Origin of the sequence: Ochrobactrum teleogrylli (genome assembly GCF_006376685.1) — a bacterium.
GTDB lineage: Bacteria > Pseudomonadota > Alphaproteobacteria > Rhizobiales > Rhizobiaceae > Brucella > Brucella teleogrylli.
On record NZ_VEWL01000001.1, the window covers coordinates 476,825 to 492,980 of the forward strand.

A 16,156-nucleotide genomic window follows, 5' to 3' on the forward strand; every position below is an offset into this window, starting at 1 on the left:
CTATAGCATATGACCATAGACAGTAACCGGCAATCGTTTACGTCTTCTAAAATATTTGAATTTTTTTGGAATAATTGTTGCATAAATAAGTATTGTTTTAATCAATAATGCATCTCTTACTGATGCCTGCTTTTATGGAATAGACGTCAACGCAGGAATGCCGCATTCGCTTCCGTCGTCATGGCCATGGCTTGCATGAGTGCAGCCGCGTGCAACAACCGGTCTTTTTCCGCAGCGCTGGAAGCTTCCGATGCGGCCAGAATCTGGCCTGCGCCAGCCGTGGTGGTTTCAATCAGCATTACAGGCTCGAAAACCGCCAATGTCCGCAGCATGTTGCGGACTGCTAGGCGGACATCCGGCTGGGGATGGTCGGTGAATTGTGCCAGTTCCAGTGCCGCAGAGCCGAGGTTCAGGACGGCCAGCATACCGCGCAAATCCTGATGCGCCTCAGGTGATGCGGCAGAGGTCTCGGTTATGAGCAGACGCGAGATACGGTCAGCACTTTGGCTGATCCACGCCTCGATGGAGATGGAACGTGGCGCCGCACCGATCTTCTTCAGGCTGTCGCGCATGGCGCGCTTCATGCGGCGCTGCGCGGCATAGTCGTTCGGTGGAAAAAGCAGCGAGAAGACAAGCGTGCCAATGCCAATGCCGAGAAGCAGCGCAAGCACGCCATTCAGAAAGGACGTGGCGTCGGGTCGCATGAAATTGTCAGGGCCAATCAAATCCCAGAAAAAAATGGCGAATGCCGATCCTTTGGCGATGGTAGACGGATTGCGCATGGCAAGCCCGGCGCAGATCAGGACGGGCGCTATGACGATGGTGAAGGGGAGGAATCCCCAAATGACGGGCAAAACGCCAAAATTCATGATGGCCGCCACGATTGCGGCAATCGCCGAGCCTTTCAAAAATTCCGTTCCGCTGGCAACCGGGTTTGGCCGGGTTGCGAAAAGCGCGTTGACCACACCAACCACGATGACGAAACCGGGACCGGATGGCCATGCGGTGAAGATCCAGATAGCCGATGCTGCGGCCAGCGCCACAAATGCGCGAATACCGTTGATAAACGCTGCCGTGTGATCGACATGGTAGGAAAGGCGCACACGGTTCGCTTTCGGATGCGCGGTGTCGAGTTCGGCTTCGATGGCGAGTGCCTGTTCCTGAAAACCGAGCATGCTTCTTAGGCGATACAAAAACATCAGCCGCCCGGAAGTGAGATCGGTATTGCCGCTCGTTTCTTCTTCCGCCGTGCGCATGATCTTTTCGCGCAGAGCTTCGAGATCAACGGTTTCGTCGCCATCGGCGATCTGCGCCATGGCGTTTTTGGCTTCCAGCAACAATGGATCGCCGCTCGTGGTTTGTGATGGCATTTCCAATATGGCGCGCACAGCCGATGCCTGTTGCAGCGTGACCACCATCGCCTGCCGGAGGTAGCCGACGCTGCGCCTGACCGTGACGGAACTCGCGGCCTTGTATTCAATGGCCGTATCGAAGGCGATGGCATTGCGATAGGCGGTTTGCAGCGCGCCGGTTCCGGCTTCACCGCCCAGCATTTCTGCGCAGAGCTTGGCCGTCTGCCGCATGAATTTTCCAAGCTGCGCACGTGCTTCCTCGAAGGGATTATCGGTGCTGAACAGCCAGGTGATGATGGCTTCGGTCACGATGCCCAATGCAATGTAGATCAACCGCGATACAGCGATTTCAAACACATTTTCCGGGTCGGACAAAGAGTCGATGGCGACGATGGCAGCCGTATAGCCGGCAAGCACCGCGCCATAGGAGCGGAAGTTGCGCAGGCCCGTCGAAAGCGCAGTACAAAGGCCGATCCAGCCTGCGAGCACCAGCAGAAACAGAGTGGGTGTCTGGATGAAGATTGCCGTGAGCAACACCGCGACCACGACGCCGATTGCCGTGCCCATGAGGCGATAGATGCTCTTGGAAACGCTCATTGCACGGCTGCTTTGAGCGACAATCCAGACCGTCATGGCGGCCCATTTCGGGTCATCCATATTCATCAGGAAGGCAATATAAAGCGCGATCAGCGATGCGGCGGTGGTCCGTACCGCAAAAATGAGATCGTTGCGCTTGATGATCATGATGACCGGAAGAAGCTTTTGGCGGTGATATTGCGCATCCTTCGACGCGCGGGCTACGATTGACGTTGATAGCGGTTTTGCACCCGCGTCAAGCATGGAACGGAACACGGTGTCTTCACATTGTCGCGGGTGGACGATATGAGTGCCGTCGTTCAGAGGATTTGGGGATGCAGTTTTGAAAATCGGCGTTGTTACCGTTTCCGACCGTGCAAGTCGCGGCGAATATGAGGATTTGAGTGGCCCGGCCATCGAGGCATGGCTGAAGAACGCCATCGTCACGCCTTACGAAACGGTGAAGCGCGTCATTCCCGACGGGATGGCGTCGGTACGCGATACGCTGATCGCGCTTTGCGATGATGAGGCTTGCGATCTGATCCTGACGACGGGCGGCACGGGGCCAAGCCCGCGCGACGAGACAACAGAAGCCATGCATGCCGTTCTGCACAAGGAATTGCCGGGTTTTGGCGAGTTGATGCGCCGCGTCAGCCTCGAACAAACGCCGACAGCTATTCTCTCGCGCCAGACGGCGGGCAGCCGCGGCAAGAGCTTTATTCTCAACCTGCCGGGCAAGCCTGCATCCATCGCAATGACCTTGCAGGCGGTCTTTCCGGCTATCCCATATTGTCTTGATTTGATCGGTGCTGGCCGTATCGAAACCGACCCGGCGGTCGTCAAGGCACATCGTCCGGGATAGAAACGGGCCAAGCGATTCCCGGTTTGGCCGGGAGTCTACATTCCAATTCGTCCGTTGTCATCACGACGAATTGCGCAACCCTGCTTTGCACTTTTATATGATTTCAATGCTTGCATTTCCCCAAAGTCGCGCTGAATAATAGCGGAAAAAGGGGTACTCAGTGAAGCCATTTGATGAAATGCTCAACCATGGCGGGAATGTCCGGCCACCTTACGAATTTCTCAAACAATGGCTCGACGGCCAGGATTCTGGCAAGCTTCTGCAGAAATCTCAGGACGCAGAAAGCGTCTTTCGCAAGACGGGCATTACTTTCGCGGTTTACGGCGATCAGGAAGCAGCCGAACGTCTCATCCCTTTCGATATCATCCCGCGCATCATTTCCGGTCAGGAATGGCGGCGTCTTTCGCAAGGCATCGAACAGCGCGTCATGGCGCTTAACGCGTTTCTCGATGATATTTATCATCGGCAGGAAATTGTCAGGGCAGGGCGCATCCCGAAAGAACTGATCACCAGGAACGAGGCATTTCTGCCCGAGATGATCGGCTTTCGTCCGCCCGGCAACGTCTATACGCATATTATCGGCGTCGATATCGTGCGCACCGCAGAGAACCAGTTCTACGTGCTGGAAGACAATGCCCGCACGCCGTCCGGTGTTTCCTATATGCTGGAAAACCGCGAAACGATGATGCAGCTTTTCCCGGAGCTGTTCCAGAACGTCAAGGTTCGCCCGGTTGAGAACTATCCGCAATTGCTGCGCCAGTCGCTGGCGAGCGTCGCGCCTCCCGGCACGCAGGGCGTGCCGACCGTCGCGGTTCTGACGCCCGGCATTTATAATTCCGCCTATTTCGAACACGCGTTTTTGGCCGACCAGATGGGCGTCGAACTGGTGGAGGGCAGCGATCTGCGGGTGGTTGATGGGCGCGTCGCCATGCGAACCACGCAGGGCTATCGCGCCATCGACGTGCTTTACCGTCGCGTGGACGACGCCTATCTCGATCCGCTGACGTTCCGTCCGGATTCGACACTTGGCGTCGCAGGTATCATGGATGTCTACCGCGCGGGCAATATCACTATTGCCAATGCACCGGGCACCGGCATTGCCGACGACAAGGCGATCTATTCGTATATGCCGGAAATCGTAGAGTTCTATACGGGCCGCAAGGCGATCCTCGAAAATGTGCCGACATGGCGCTGCTCGGAACCGGACAGTCTGGCCTATGTGCTCGACAATCTGGCCGATCTTGTCGTCAAGGAAGTGCACGGTTCCGGCGGTTACGGCATGCTGGTGGGGCCCGCATCCACCAAGGCTGAACGCGAAGCCTTTGCGAAAAAGCTGAAGGCGCGTCCGCGCAATTATATCGCGCAGCCGACACTGGCGCTTTCCACCACCCCGATCTTTACCGAAAAGGGTCTCGCGCCGCGCCATGTCGATCTACGCCCGTTCGTGCTGGTTTCGGACCGTATCCGCATCACGCCCGGCGGTTTGACCCGCGTGGCGCTGAAGGAAGGATCGCTGGTGGTGAATTCCAGTCAGGGCGGTGGCACCAAGGACACCTGGGTTCTGGACGACTAGAACTGAAGCAGAAACGAATTTGTACGCAAAATCCGGCATCAAGACCGGCGCGTGAAGATGGAGCCTTAAAGGCTCGATAAGGGGAATGAATTCATGCTTTTAGGCCGCACGGCAAACGGGCTTTTCTGGATGTTCCGCTACATTGAGCGGGCGGAAAATATGGCTCGCCTGGTGGATGCCGGATTGCGCATGGCTCTGACCAAGACGTCCGACGCGCCGGAAGAATGGTCTTCCGTGGTGGTGTCGGCGGGCGCCAGTCAGGCCTTTTCCGCAAGATACGATGCGTATAATGCGGCGAATGTAGCCGATTTCCTGCTGCGTGATACCAGCAATCCGTCAAGCGTGATGTCCTGTTTTGAGACGGCGCGTTCCAATGCGCGCATGGTGCGCACCGCTTTGACGCGCGAGGCGTGGGAAAGCGTCAATGAAGCGTGGATGCTTTTGAAGAAGTCGCTGAGCAAGCCGCTCAAGGAAAGCGACCTGCCGCCGCTTCTCGACCAGATCAAGCGCGAAACGGCACTGATCCGCGGAGCCTTTCACGGGACCATGCTGCGCAACGAGATTTTCGATTTTGCGGGCCTGGGCACATTCATTGAACGCGCCGACAACACCGCGCGCATCCTGGACGTGAAATATTATGTGCTGCTGCCGGCCATTTCCTATGTCGGAACGACGCTCGATAATTATCAGTGGGAGTCGATTCTGCGCTCGGTCTCGGCGCATCGCTCCTATCGCTGGGTCTATGACGGGGATTATCGTCCGGCGCATGTCGCGGATTATCTGATCCTGAACGGACGCATGCCACGCTCGCTTAATTATTGCTATCGCAGCATCAACGAGCATCTGGATTTTCTGTCCAAGGACTATGACAGCCATGCTACCTGTCATGAAACAGGGGAGAAAATCTTTTCGACACTGCAAAATCAGGACATAAGTGCAATCTTCGATGTTGGTCTGCATGAATTCCTGACGGACTTCATCAAATGCAACAACCGGCTCGGCAACGAGATCGCTGAAACCTATAATTTCAATTGAGGTCCTCGCTTGCAGTTCAATATCCGGCACGTTTCGCATTATGTTTATGAACATCCGGTGCCCTATGCGGTGCAGCGTTTGCGTTTGCGCCCGCCGACCGTGCCGGGACAGATGGTGAAGCACTGGGAGCTGACAATCCAAGGCGGCGAACCGGAAGTCTCCTATATCGACGGTTTTGGAAACAAAACCGACCTGGTGCAGCACCAGCGCAATACCAGCGAGATTATCATCACCGCCAGCGGCACTGTCGATGTGGAAGACCGTGTCGGCGTACTCGGTCCGGTCTATGGCTATGCGCCCTTGTGGCTGTTCGAGCGCGAAACCGAACTGACGCTGCCGGGCGAGGGCATTCGCACGCTCGCTGGCGAAGTTTCAACCGGGCAGGAGCGGCTTGCCCTGCTTCACGAGTTGATGAACCGCGTCCATGGTTCTGTCGCCTATATGCCCGGCACAACCAGCGTTTTCACCGATGCGGAAACGGCGCTCGGCGCGGGCAAGGGCGTCTGTCAGGACCATAGCCACATCTTCTTAGCCGTCGCGCGGCTGCTCGGCATTCCGGCGCGGTATGTCTCCGGCTATCTCATGATGGAGGGCGTGGAAGACCAGACTGCAAGTCACGCCTGGGCGGAAGCGCATATCGACGGATTGGGTTGGGTTGGTTTCGATGCGGCAAATAATATTTGCCCGAATGATCGCTATGTGCGTTTGGCGACCGGGCTCGATTATCGCGATGCGGCTCCAATTTCGGGCGTTCGGCTTGGCGGAACGGTCGAAAGCCTTGCGGTTCACATCAATGTAGGGCAGTGATCGGACGAGAACGATGATATCGCCTGCCGGATACTGCCGATGACCTATTGCGTTGGAATGAAAATCGATCGTGGCCTTGTGTTCATGTCCGACACCCGGACGAATGCGGGGCTCGACAATATTTCGAAATTTTCTAAGATGCGGAGCTGGTCGAAGCCCGGTGACCGCGTCATCGTCCTGCTCTCGGCTGGCAATCTTGCCACGACGCAATCAGTCGCCAGTTTGCTGGAAGAACGGATGAAGGCGCCCGCTGACCGTCACCCGTCCGTGTTCGACGCGCCATCCATGTTTCAGGTTGCACGGCTGGTTGGTGATACGGTCAAGGAAGTGATTCAGAGTTCTGCTACCGGCGGCCAGAAGGCAGCGGATGCGTTCGGCGCTTCGTTCATTCTGGGCGGGCAGATCAAGGGCGGCCAGCCGCGACTGTTCTATATTTATCCCGAAGGCAATTTCATCGAAAGCTCGGTCGATACTCCGTTTTTCCAGATCGGCGAGAACAAATATGGCAAGCCCATTCTGGTGCGCGCTTATCAGCCGGATATGAGCTTCGAGGATGCAGTGAAGCTGCTGCTAGTTTCGTTCGATTCCACGCTGAAGGCCAATCTCTCTGTCGGCCTTCCGCTGGATATGCAGATTTACGAAACTGATAGCCTCGAGACCGGCGTGCAACGGCGCTTCGAGGCAACGGACCCTTATTACCAGACGGTATCCGAAAGCTGGTCCGAAGCGCTGAAATCGGCGCTCGTACAGTTGCCGCCATTCAGCTTCGACGATCAAAAGTAAATAATGGAAATCTTCCAGAAAAAAGCCGGACATCGTGAGATGCCCGGCCTTTGCTCATATTCAGAAATTCGGAATCAGCCGAATACCTTGAAGCGCTCGCCGTCATCCATGAAGGTCTTTTCGCCGAAAGGCTGTTCGTTGGAGCCGAACGGCATCTGGGCGCGCAGCTTCCACGAGGACGGAATATCCCAGGTCTTGGCGACTTCTGCGTCAATCAGCGGGTTGTAGTGCTGAAGGCTGGCGCCAATACCGGCGTCGGAGAGGGCGGTCCAGACCGAATGCTGCGCCATGCCGCCCGACTGTTCCGACCAGACCGGGAAGTTGTCGGCATAAAGTGCGAACTGCTCCTGCAGGCCCTTCACGACGTTCTGGTCTTCGAAGAAGAGAACCGTGCCAGCACCGGCTGCGAAGCTGTTGAGCTTGCCTTCCGTCTGCGCAAAGGCATCGGCAGGAACGATCTTGCGCAGTTCTTCCTTGGCAATGTTCCACAGCTTGTCGCTTTCAGCGCCAAACAGGATGACTGCACGCGAGCTCTGGGAGTTGAACGACGAAGGCGTGTGCTTGACGGCTTCGCGGATCAGTTCTGCAACCTGCTCCTTGGCGAGCGGGAGGTTCTTGCCAAGAGCATACTGGGTGCGACGCTTTTTGATGGATGCGAGATGGCTGTTGTTCATTCGTTCTAATCCTGATGTTGCAGTAGATTGCGAACTTCCCGACACATCTATCGATACAGAATGTCCAGAAGTTACATTCATGACGTGCCCCAAGATATTGGGGTCAAACCGTTCAACGCCAGCCCGCTTTTCAGAGACACACTGTCAACAAATTGGGATGGTGAAGCTGCCATTGTTTCCATATTGATCAGCGATAGCGGGGCGGAGCCTGTGCGTTGTGGGGAAATTCCCAGCCAAACCGGGGTTTACATCTTGGGCACGATGTTGGAATCTTATTAAATTGGTGGGATTATGGGAAGGACGACGGAACCTGTTCAGAGGGCGAAACCGTCGCGAAATGGGATAGGTCACGATAGTTTGAAGTCTTTTGTCATTATCGGTGGCGGCGCGAGCGGCGTCATTCTTGCGGCGCAAGTGCTGGAGCGCTCGCGTGATGCGATGGTTCGCATTTTTGAGCGATCCGGCCAGATCGGCAGGGGAATCGCCTATTCGACGGAAAATCCCGGCCACCTTCTCAATGTTCGCGCCAGCAATATGAGCGCTTTTCCCGGCAATCCCGATCATTTCCTGAACTGGCTTCACACGCGGCAAACGACGGCAGGCGTTAAAATCGCCAATGAATGGCAACCGCAGTCATTCGCACCTCGCAGGCTTTATCGCGATTACCTGAACGATCTTGTCGAACAATACCGTGCAGGCGACACACCCAGACTGGTTGTCGATCAGCGCGAGATTGTCGATGTCGTACTCGACGGCGGCAAGCCTGCCGTGGTCACTGAAACAGGCGAGATTGTTTCCGCAGATGCGGTGATTGTCGCGACGGGCAACGAAACGGCGATTGCCGTTTCTGGCGCGAATGTTGCCGAATACTGGTCCAGTAGCGGCTATTTCGACATTCCGGCTGATGCGCCGGTGGCGATTTTCGGGACTGGACTGTCGATGGTCGATAGCGTGCTATCGCTGCTTGATCGTGGGCATCAGGGAACCATCCATGCGATCTCCCGGCGCGGACTGGTGCCTGCGCGCCATGCAGCGGTGGAGCCGTTTGACGTTGATACCGATTCGTTATTCGTCGCTTCCGGTATTGTCGGTCTGTTGCGTCGCGTTCGCGCTTTGATGCAGGAGGCCGAGACTGCGGGTTCGAACTGGCGCGCTGTCATGGATGCGCTGCGACCGCACACGCAGCAGATCTGGACGCGGTTGCCGCTGGCGCAACGTGGAAGTTTTCTGCGTCATCTGCGGCCCTGGTGGGACACGCACCGTCATCGTATGGCGCCCGCTGTCGCTGATCGGATCGACGCAGCGCGCGCCTCGGGGCAACTTGAAATTGCAGCAGGTCGGCTTCTTTCCGTGCAGGAAAACGAAACGGATATGACGATCCGCTATCGCGAGCGCCATACGGGTTCGTTCCAGAAGTTGAAAATAGCGACGATCATCGATTGCCGTGGCGGAAACCCAAGGTTTTCAACGACACGCAATTCCGCCTTGCTTGGCCTTATGGAGCATGGGCTGGCAAAGCCCGATGCGCTTGATCTCGGTCTGGATGTCACCAAGGATTTCCAGCTGATCAATGCGCGGGGGGAACCGTCGGGCTCGTTCTTTGCGATCGGTCCGGTGACGAAGGGCGTCTTCTGGGAATCGACAGCCGTTCCGGATATTCGCGTTCAGGCGGCCAAACTGGTCGAGACCTTGTTTGAAGGGGAAGCCTGAAACGAATCTTTCGGCCAGCGATGCCGTGCTGCTGATCGTTCACCGACAAGATTTTCGTGGCAAGTTGCCCTTCAAGGCAAGGTTGCAGGGGCTGATATGCGGCGAAAGAAAGAGATTCGCGTGGAATTGGCGGCCAAAAAGTCAGAAAATTGCGATAAGCCTCTGATTTGTCCCATATAAACTATCGAAAGCTATTGCCAATATATTGGCTGGCCGGTCATAATAACGACATCGGAATATATGATTCCTCACAACATCTGATCGGGGCATTTCAGTTGCTGCTCGCCTGAGCCGCGCATGCGCCGGATCAGTTGTAAAGCGTTTCCTGCAAAAGTGCCTGACGGTTTTGCGCCCGGAAATTACGACAAAGTGGAGCGCATCTCCAAAAGTGTGAACAGCTTTCGGACCATATGTGTGTGATTATAGACAGTAAGAGCGGATTGGAGGCCTTGGGCGCATGACGATGGACGGCAGAATGCTTTTCCTGCTTGTCCTTCTTCCTTTTATTGGCAGCGTCATCACGGGTCTTTTCAGGGGCGCGGACCGAAGCGGTTCCGCCTGGTTCACGGCAGCCATCGCTCTCGTCGCCTTAATTGTCACAGCCAGTCTTTATCCCATCGTCTCGGACGGGAAAGTTTTGCGCGGCACAGTCGATTGGCTGCCCGCCTACGGTCTCAATGTGACATTGCGCATGGACGGTTTCGCTTGGCTGTTTGCCATGCTGATCACCGGCATCGGCCTTCTGGTCGTGATTTATGCGCGCTATTACATGTCACCTGACGATCCGGTACCGCGTTTCTTCTCGTTCCTGCTCTCCTTCATGGGATCCATGCTGGGCGTCGTTCTGTCCGGCAATATCATCCTGCTTGCGGTTTTTTGGGAACTGACGAGTATCTTCTCGTTCCTGCTCATCGGCTACTGGTATCATAATGCCAGTGCGCGCGATGGCGCGCGTATGGCGCTGACGGTCACCGGCATTGGCGGCTTCTGTCTGCTGGCGGGCATGCTGCTGCTCGGTCATATCGTCGGCAGTTATGATCTCGATGTCGTGCTGGCAGCGGGCAACGAGGTTCGCACCCATCCGCTATATACCGTCGCGCTCATCTTGATCTTGCTTGCGGCTTTCACCAAAAGTGCGCAGTTTCCGTTCCATTTCTGGCTGCCGAACGCCATGGCCGCGCCAACGCCCGTTTCGGCCTATCTCCATTCGGCGACCATGGTGAAGGCAGGCGTGTTCCTGCTGGCCCGCCTGTGGCCGGTGCTGGCGGGAACCGAAGAATGGTTCTGGATATTGGGCTCTGCGGGCCTGATCACGCTTTTGCTTGCAAGCTTCTTTGCTGTGTTCCAGCAGGACCTCAAAGGGCTGCTCGCCTATTCGACGATCAGCAATCTGGGTCTGATTACGGCGCTGTTGAGCCTCGGTAGTCCGCTTGCTGCGGTGGCCGCGATCTTCCACATGGTCAACCATGCCATTTTCAAGGCGTCGCTCTTCATGGCGGCAGGCATCATCGACCATGAAACCGGAACGCGCGATATGCGTCGCCTGAGCGGACTGTTCCGATTAATGCCCTATACGGCGACACTTGCCATGGTGGCGAGCGCGGCGATGGCTGGCGTTCCGCTGCTTAATGGCTTCATTTCCAAGGAAATGTTCTTTGCCGAGGCGGTTGAAACGCATCTTGCGTCCTGGCTAGACACGATCACCCCTTACGTGGCGACGCTCGCCAGCATCTTCACAGTGGCCTATTCGATCCGCTTCATTTACTCGACCTTCTTCGGCCCGCCGCCGCATGATCTGCCGCGAGAGCCGCATGAACCGCCGCACTGGATGCGCCGCCCTATCGAACTTCTCGTTCTGCTCTGCCTTCTGATTGGCATCGTTCCTGGCCTGTCCATTGGTCCATTCTTGCATTCGGCGGTGCGCTCGGTGCTTGGCGATGCGACGCCGGAATATAGTCTCGCAGTCTGGCATGGTTTCAATCTGCCCCTGATGATGAGTATCGCCGCGATGATCGGTGGCGTACTTCTGCACTGGTGCTTGAAAAACTATCTGACAACCAGCGAGGATGGACCGCCGCTGTTCCGGCACCTGCAAGGTCAGCGCATTTTCGAGCGCGTACTGGTGACGTTGTCATGGAACTGGGCGCGTAAGGCTGAAAATTTCCTCAGCACGCGCCGCTTGCAGCCGCAATTGCGCATCATCGTGGCGGTGGCCGTTGTGGTTGCTGCATGGCCGCTGATTGAGGATGGTCTGCGCTCGGGTCTATTGGGGCCGCAGCCGGTTGATCCGATTTTCGCCGGCCTCTGGCTTCTTGGCTGTGCCTGCGCCGTGGGCGCTGCCTATCAGGCTAAATTCCATCGTCTCGCCGCCTTGATCCTGCTTGGCGGGGCGGGGCTCATGACCTGCATCACCTTTGTCTGGCTTTCCGCGCCCGATCTTGCCGTCACGCAGCTTCTGGTGGAAATCGTCACGACGGTTCTGCTTTTGCTCGGTCTGCGCTGGCTGCCGAAGCGTTGGGAAGATCCCGATCCGGTTCCGGTGAAGATCGGCCCACGTATCCGTCGCTATCGCGATCTTGTGCTGGCTGTTGCTAGTGGGGTCGGCGTTTCGATCATTGCCTATGCGATGATGACGCGCCCGTCGCCCAACAGCATCGGCGATTATTTCCTGCAAAACGCCTATTCGGGTGGCGGCGGCAAGAATGTCGTCAATGTCATTCTGGTCGATTTCCGCGCTTTCGATACATTCGGTGAGATCGCCGTCCTCGGCATTGTCGGCCTGACGGTCTTTGCGTTGCTGCGTCGTTTCCGTCCCGCGCCGGATTCTACCGGCTCGACCGCGCAGCAGAAGATTCAGGACGCCTATGACGAGGCCATGCCCGACCGCAAAGCGGGCGAGACGCTGAACGATTATCTGGCCGTGCCGTCGGTCATCATGCAATGGCTGTTTCCGGTCATCATCGTTTTGGCCGTGCATCTGTTCCTGCGTGGGCATGATCTGCCGGGCGGCGGTTTTGCGGCCGGTGTTGCGCTGGCGATTGCCTTCATCCTGCAATATCTGGCTGCCGGAACGCGCTGGGTTGAAGACCGGCTGCGCATTCTGCCTTTACGCTGGATCGGTGTGGGTCTGCTCAGCGCTGCTGCAACCGGTTCGGGTGCATGGCTGTTCGGCTATCCGTTCCTGACCTCGTTCTTCCAGTATGTGGACATACCCCAGGTTGGAAAATTGCCGGTGGCAAGCGCGTTGCTGTTCGATTTCGGCGTTTTCGCGCTTGTTGTGGGCGCGACGGTTATTGTCTTGATCGCGCTGGCGCACCAATCGATCCGTAAACATCGCGTCGAGAAACTCGCCGCAGCGACTGCGAAGGAGGAGAACTGATGGAGCTGGTTCTTGCTCTCGCAATCGGGGTGCTGATGGCTTCCGGCGTCTGGCTGGTGCTGCGTCCGCGCACGTTTCAGGTGGCGATTGGCCTGTCGCTGATCTCCTATGCGGTCAATTTGTTCATCTTCTCGATGGGACGGCTACGTTCCAACGCTGCGCCGGTGCTGGACTCCGGAGTGGACGTACAGGCGGCCCAATATACCGATCCGGTGCCGCAGGCGCTTGTGCTGACGGCAATCGTTATCGGCTTCGCCATGACGGCGCTCTTCCTTGTCGTGTTGCTCGCCTCGCGCGGCCTGACACGCACCGACCATGTCGACGGCAAGGAGAACTGATGATGGATTGGAAATCACACCTCATCGTTGCTCCGATCCTTCTGCCGCTGGTAACGGCGGCTGTGCTGCTGTTGATCGACGAGCGCAGCCGCAAGCTGAAGATGGCGATCAACTCGCTCTCGACGCTCGGCCTGATCGGCATTGCCTGCATGCTTGTCGGCATGGCCAGCGAAAAAGCGCCGGAAGCCATCGTCTATCTGATCGGCAATTGGCCCGCACCGTTCGGCATCGTGCTGGTGCTCGACAGGCTGGCGGCGTTGATGCTGTTGCTGGCAAGTCTGCTCGGAATGGCCGCGCTCAGCTTCGCGCTGGCGCATTGGCACAAGGCAAGCCCGCATTTCCACACGATTTTCCAGCTTTTGCTGATGGGGCTGAACGGCGCTTTCCTCACCGGCGATCTGTTCAACCTGTTCGTTTTCTTCGAGGTTATGCTGGCCGCATCCTACGGTCTGGCGTTGCATGGCTCAGGCCCAGCCCGCGTCAAGGCGGGGTTGCATTATATCGCGGTCAATCTGGTGGCGTCGTCGCTGTTCCTGATCGGCGTGAGCCTCATCTACGGTGTTACCGGCACGCTCAATATGGCGGACCTTGCACAGCGGATCACGCAGGTTGCGCCCGAGGACCGTATGCTGCTGGAAGCCGGTGCGGCGGTTTTGGGTGTCGCCTTCCTGATCAAGGCTGGCATGTGGCCGCTTAATTTCTGGTTGGCGCCGACCTATACGGCAGCCGCAGCGCCGGTTGCCGCGATCTTCGCGATCATGAGCAAGGTCGGCATTTATGTGCTGCTGCGTCTGTCGCCGTTGATGTTCGGGCTGGATGCCGGCTCGTCTTACGGTTTCGGCAATGACTGGCTCTATTTCGGCGGCATGGTCACACTGGCCTTCGGCCTGATCGGCGTGGTCGCGTCGCAGGCCATGGGCAGGCTCGCAAGCTACAGCATTCTTGTTTCGTCGGGCACGCTTCTGGCTGCCATCGGCAGTGGCAACACCGCCATGGCCGGGGCGGCGCTGTTTTACATGGTCAGTTCCACGCTGACGATTGCCGCATTCTTCCTGCTGATCGAACTGGTCGAACGTGGACAGGACGCCGCCGCCAACGTTCTCGCGGTCACGATGGAAGCCTATGGCGATGACGAGGAAGAAGAAGAGGAAGAAGAGGTCGGCGCGGTCTTGCCCGCGACCCTTGCCATCCTTGGCACGTTCTTCGCCATCTGCGCCATTTTGCTGATCGGCCTACCGCCATTCTCGGGTTTCATCGCCAAGTTCCTCATCCTTGCTGCAGTCTTCAACGGTGACGGGGCGGCGCCGCAACTCGCCATGCCGGTCAGTCCGGCAAGCTGGGCGCTGATTGCGCTGATTCTCCTGTCCGGCCTTTCGGCGCTCATCGCCATGACGCGTACCGGCATCCGCACCTTCTGGGCCTCGCTCGAAGGCAATGTGCCACGTGTTCTGGTGCGCGAAGTCGTGCCGATTGCAGGGCTTTTGGCGCTCTGCCTTGCGCTGACAATCGCAGCCGGTCCCGCCATGCGCTATATGGACGAAACGGCGCGCTCGCTGCACAATCCGTCCGACTATATCAACAGTGTCTTGAAAGCACCCAAGGTCGAATATGGGCCGTCCAAGGCAACGGACGCGCAAGCGGCGGGGGTAGAATGAAAAAGATCCTGCCATATCCGCTGATGTTTGCGGCGCTTGTCCTGTTCTGGCTGCTGCTGAACGGTTTCACCCGCGCGCAGCTTATCCTTGGCGCGATTATCGCGCTGTTCGCCTGCCAGATCATGACGGCGCTTCAGCCGCAGAAAAACCATCTGCGCTCGATCCCGACGATGTTCCGGCTTTTCGTCACGTTCAGCCTCGATATTCTGCAATCGAATATTACCGTCACGCGCATTATCCTGTCCAACCGCAAACGGCGTCCCGGCTTCGTGGTTATCCCACTGGAGCTGGAAAACCGTACAGCGCTGGCGGTTCTCGCCTGCGTGGTGACGGCCACCCCCGGCACAGCGTGGGTGGATCATCATAGCGCGCGCCGCGAACTGACCATTCACGTGCTCGACCTTGAGGAAGCGCAGGTTTGGCGTGATCTGATCAAGCAAAAATACGAAAAGCCGCTGATCGCGATTTTCGGCGCAGCAGACATCGTCGAGAAGGAGAAATCCGCATGAGCGCCGTTATCATCTTCTGGGCTCTGCTCGCTGCACAATTGATGCTGATCGGCGCTATTGGCTGCGCGGTCTACCGTCTGCTTATCGGACCCCGCGCGCAGGACCGCGTGCTTGCCACCGATGCGCTTTATCTCAATGCACTGCTGCTGCTGATTACTTTCGGCATTCGCACCGGCAGTGTTCTTTATTTCGAAGCAGCACTGATTATCGCGTTGCTCGGCTTCGTCGCCACTGTCGCGCTCGCCAAATTCCTGATGCGCGGGGAGGTGATCGAATGATCCATGCAGCCGAAATCCCGCTCTGGGCCGCCATCCTCATTTCGTTTTTTCTCGTCGCCGGTGCTTTCCTGACGCTTGTCGGATGCATTGGCCTTGTGCGTTTCAAGACCTTTTATGAACGCATCCACGCGCCGACCATCGGCTCGTCTTTTGGGGCGGGTGGAATCTTGATTGCTTCAATCATATTTTTCTCCATCTTGCAATCGAAGCCGATTCTGCATGAAGTGTTGATTACCGTCTTTGTGGTCATCACAACGCCGGTGACGCTCATGCTGCTCAGCCGCGCCGTGATCCATCGCGACACGACGCAGGACAGCAAGGAGCTGCCTTCATCTTCCGACCCCGATTGAGGCCGGCAGACATCATGCTTGAGGGTGCGGAAAGGGCGTTTTCGGCTTTTCCGCAGTGCAGAACGGGGAAATTCAGCGGCTTCTTTCCAGAAGGGCCGCCATCGTTTTTCGGACGGACGGATTGAGCTTTTTCGGGTTCGCTTAAAGACTCATATCCTCTTGTTCGGTCACGATATTCGCTCTTTCCCGAATCTGAAGCATATTGCCTGCGGCCTGTTGGGTTCGGAAGGAGCGGCTGGTGGCATTTGGAGGAGTGCTTGCTGGCTGCGGCCAAT

14 protein-coding genes are annotated in these 16,156 nt (G+C 57.2%); 12 read left to right on the top strand and 2 right to left on the bottom strand.

Going from position 1 to position 16,156, the window contains the following annotated elements; genetic code table 11:
* Positions 1-146: 146 nt before the first annotated feature.
* A complete protein-coding gene (locus tag FIC94_RS02060; protein WP_180917877.1) occupies positions 147-2,204 on the bottom strand; it encodes an FUSC family protein in 2,058 nt (685 codons plus the stop codon).
* 67 nt (positions 2,205-2,271) lie between these two features.
* Between FIC94_RS02060 and mog the strand changes: the two genes are divergently transcribed.
* From mog to FIC94_RS02085, 5 genes are all read left to right on the top strand, one after another.
* Positions 2,272-2,790, top strand: coding sequence for a molybdopterin adenylyltransferase (gene mog, locus FIC94_RS02065; RefSeq protein ID WP_109367991.1), 519 nt, complete (start codon positions 2,272-2,274; stop codon positions 2,788-2,790).
* A 160-nt stretch (positions 2,791-2,950) separates the two neighbouring features.
* Positions 2,951-4,363: a circularly permuted type 2 ATP-grasp protein gene (locus FIC94_RS02070; RefSeq protein WP_109367428.1), complete on the top strand. Its 1,413-nt coding sequence runs from the start codon at positions 2,951-2,953 to the stop codon at positions 4,361-4,363.
* A 93-nt stretch (positions 4,364-4,456) separates the two neighbouring features.
* On the top strand, positions 4,457-5,398 hold the full coding sequence (locus FIC94_RS02075; RefSeq protein WP_109367427.1) for an alpha-E domain-containing protein: 942 nt from the start codon (positions 4,457-4,459) through the stop codon (positions 5,396-5,398).
* 9 nt (positions 5,399-5,407) lie between these two features.
* Complete coding sequence (locus tag FIC94_RS02080; protein ID WP_140023756.1) at positions 5,408-6,205, top strand: transglutaminase family protein; 798 nt, start codon at positions 5,408-5,410, stop codon at positions 6,203-6,205.
* A gap of 39 nt (positions 6,206-6,244) precedes the next feature.
* Positions 6,245-6,988: a proteasome-type protease gene (locus FIC94_RS02085; protein WP_140023757.1), complete on the top strand. Its 744-nt coding sequence runs from the start codon at positions 6,245-6,247 to the stop codon at positions 6,986-6,988.
* A gap of 74 nt (positions 6,989-7,062) precedes the next feature.
* Here FIC94_RS02085 and FIC94_RS02090 read toward each other — a convergent pair whose 3' ends face one another.
* Complete coding sequence (locus FIC94_RS02090; RefSeq protein WP_109367424.1) at positions 7,063-7,662, bottom strand: nitroreductase family protein; 600 nt, start codon at positions 7,660-7,662, stop codon at positions 7,063-7,065.
* Positions 7,663-8,019: 357 nt separating this feature from the next.
* On the opposite strand from FIC94_RS02090, the gene FIC94_RS02095 reads away from it, so the two are divergent.
* The 7 genes from FIC94_RS02095 (at position 8,020) to mnhG (ending at position 15,881) form a co-directional block, all read left to right on the top strand.
* Positions 8,020-9,372 carry an FAD/NAD(P)-binding protein gene (locus tag FIC94_RS02095; RefSeq protein WP_140023758.1) on the top strand — a complete coding sequence of 451 codons (1,353 nt, stop codon included), beginning with the start codon at positions 8,020-8,022 and terminating at the stop codon, positions 9,370-9,372.
* A 457-nt stretch (positions 9,373-9,829) separates the two neighbouring features.
* Complete coding sequence (locus FIC94_RS02100; RefSeq protein WP_140023759.1) at positions 9,830-12,751, top strand: monovalent cation/H+ antiporter subunit A; 2,922 nt, start codon at positions 9,830-9,832, stop codon at positions 12,749-12,751.
* The gene (locus FIC94_RS02105) at positions 12,751-13,089 is read left to right on the top strand and encodes a Na+/H+ antiporter subunit C (RefSeq protein ID WP_121538830.1); all 339 of its coding nucleotides are present in this window, start codon (positions 12,751-12,753) and stop codon (positions 13,087-13,089) included. Before FIC94_RS02100 ends, FIC94_RS02105 begins: the two co-directional genes overlap by 1 nt.
* Positions 13,090-13,091: 2 nt before the next feature.
* The gene (locus FIC94_RS02110; RefSeq protein ID WP_140024023.1) at positions 13,092-14,744 is read left to right on the top strand and encodes a monovalent cation/H+ antiporter subunit D; all 1,653 of its coding nucleotides are present in this window, start codon (positions 13,092-13,094) and stop codon (positions 14,742-14,744) included.
* Positions 14,741-15,253, top strand: coding sequence for a Na+/H+ antiporter subunit E (locus tag FIC94_RS02115; RefSeq protein WP_109367419.1), 513 nt, complete (start codon positions 14,741-14,743; stop codon positions 15,251-15,253). Before FIC94_RS02110 ends, FIC94_RS02115 begins: the two co-directional genes overlap by 4 nt.
* On the top strand, positions 15,250-15,531 hold the full coding sequence (locus FIC94_RS02120) for a K+/H+ antiporter subunit F (protein ID WP_109367418.1): 282 nt from the start codon (positions 15,250-15,252) through the stop codon (positions 15,529-15,531). The genes FIC94_RS02115 and FIC94_RS02120 overlap by 4 nt, the downstream gene beginning before the upstream one ends.
* Entirely contained in the window at positions 15,528-15,881 is a 354-nt protein-coding gene (gene mnhG, locus FIC94_RS02125) for a monovalent cation/H(+) antiporter subunit G (protein ID WP_078337010.1), read from the top strand. The genes FIC94_RS02120 and mnhG overlap by 4 nt, the downstream gene beginning before the upstream one ends.
* The last annotated feature ends 275 nt before the right edge of the window (positions 15,882-16,156 follow it).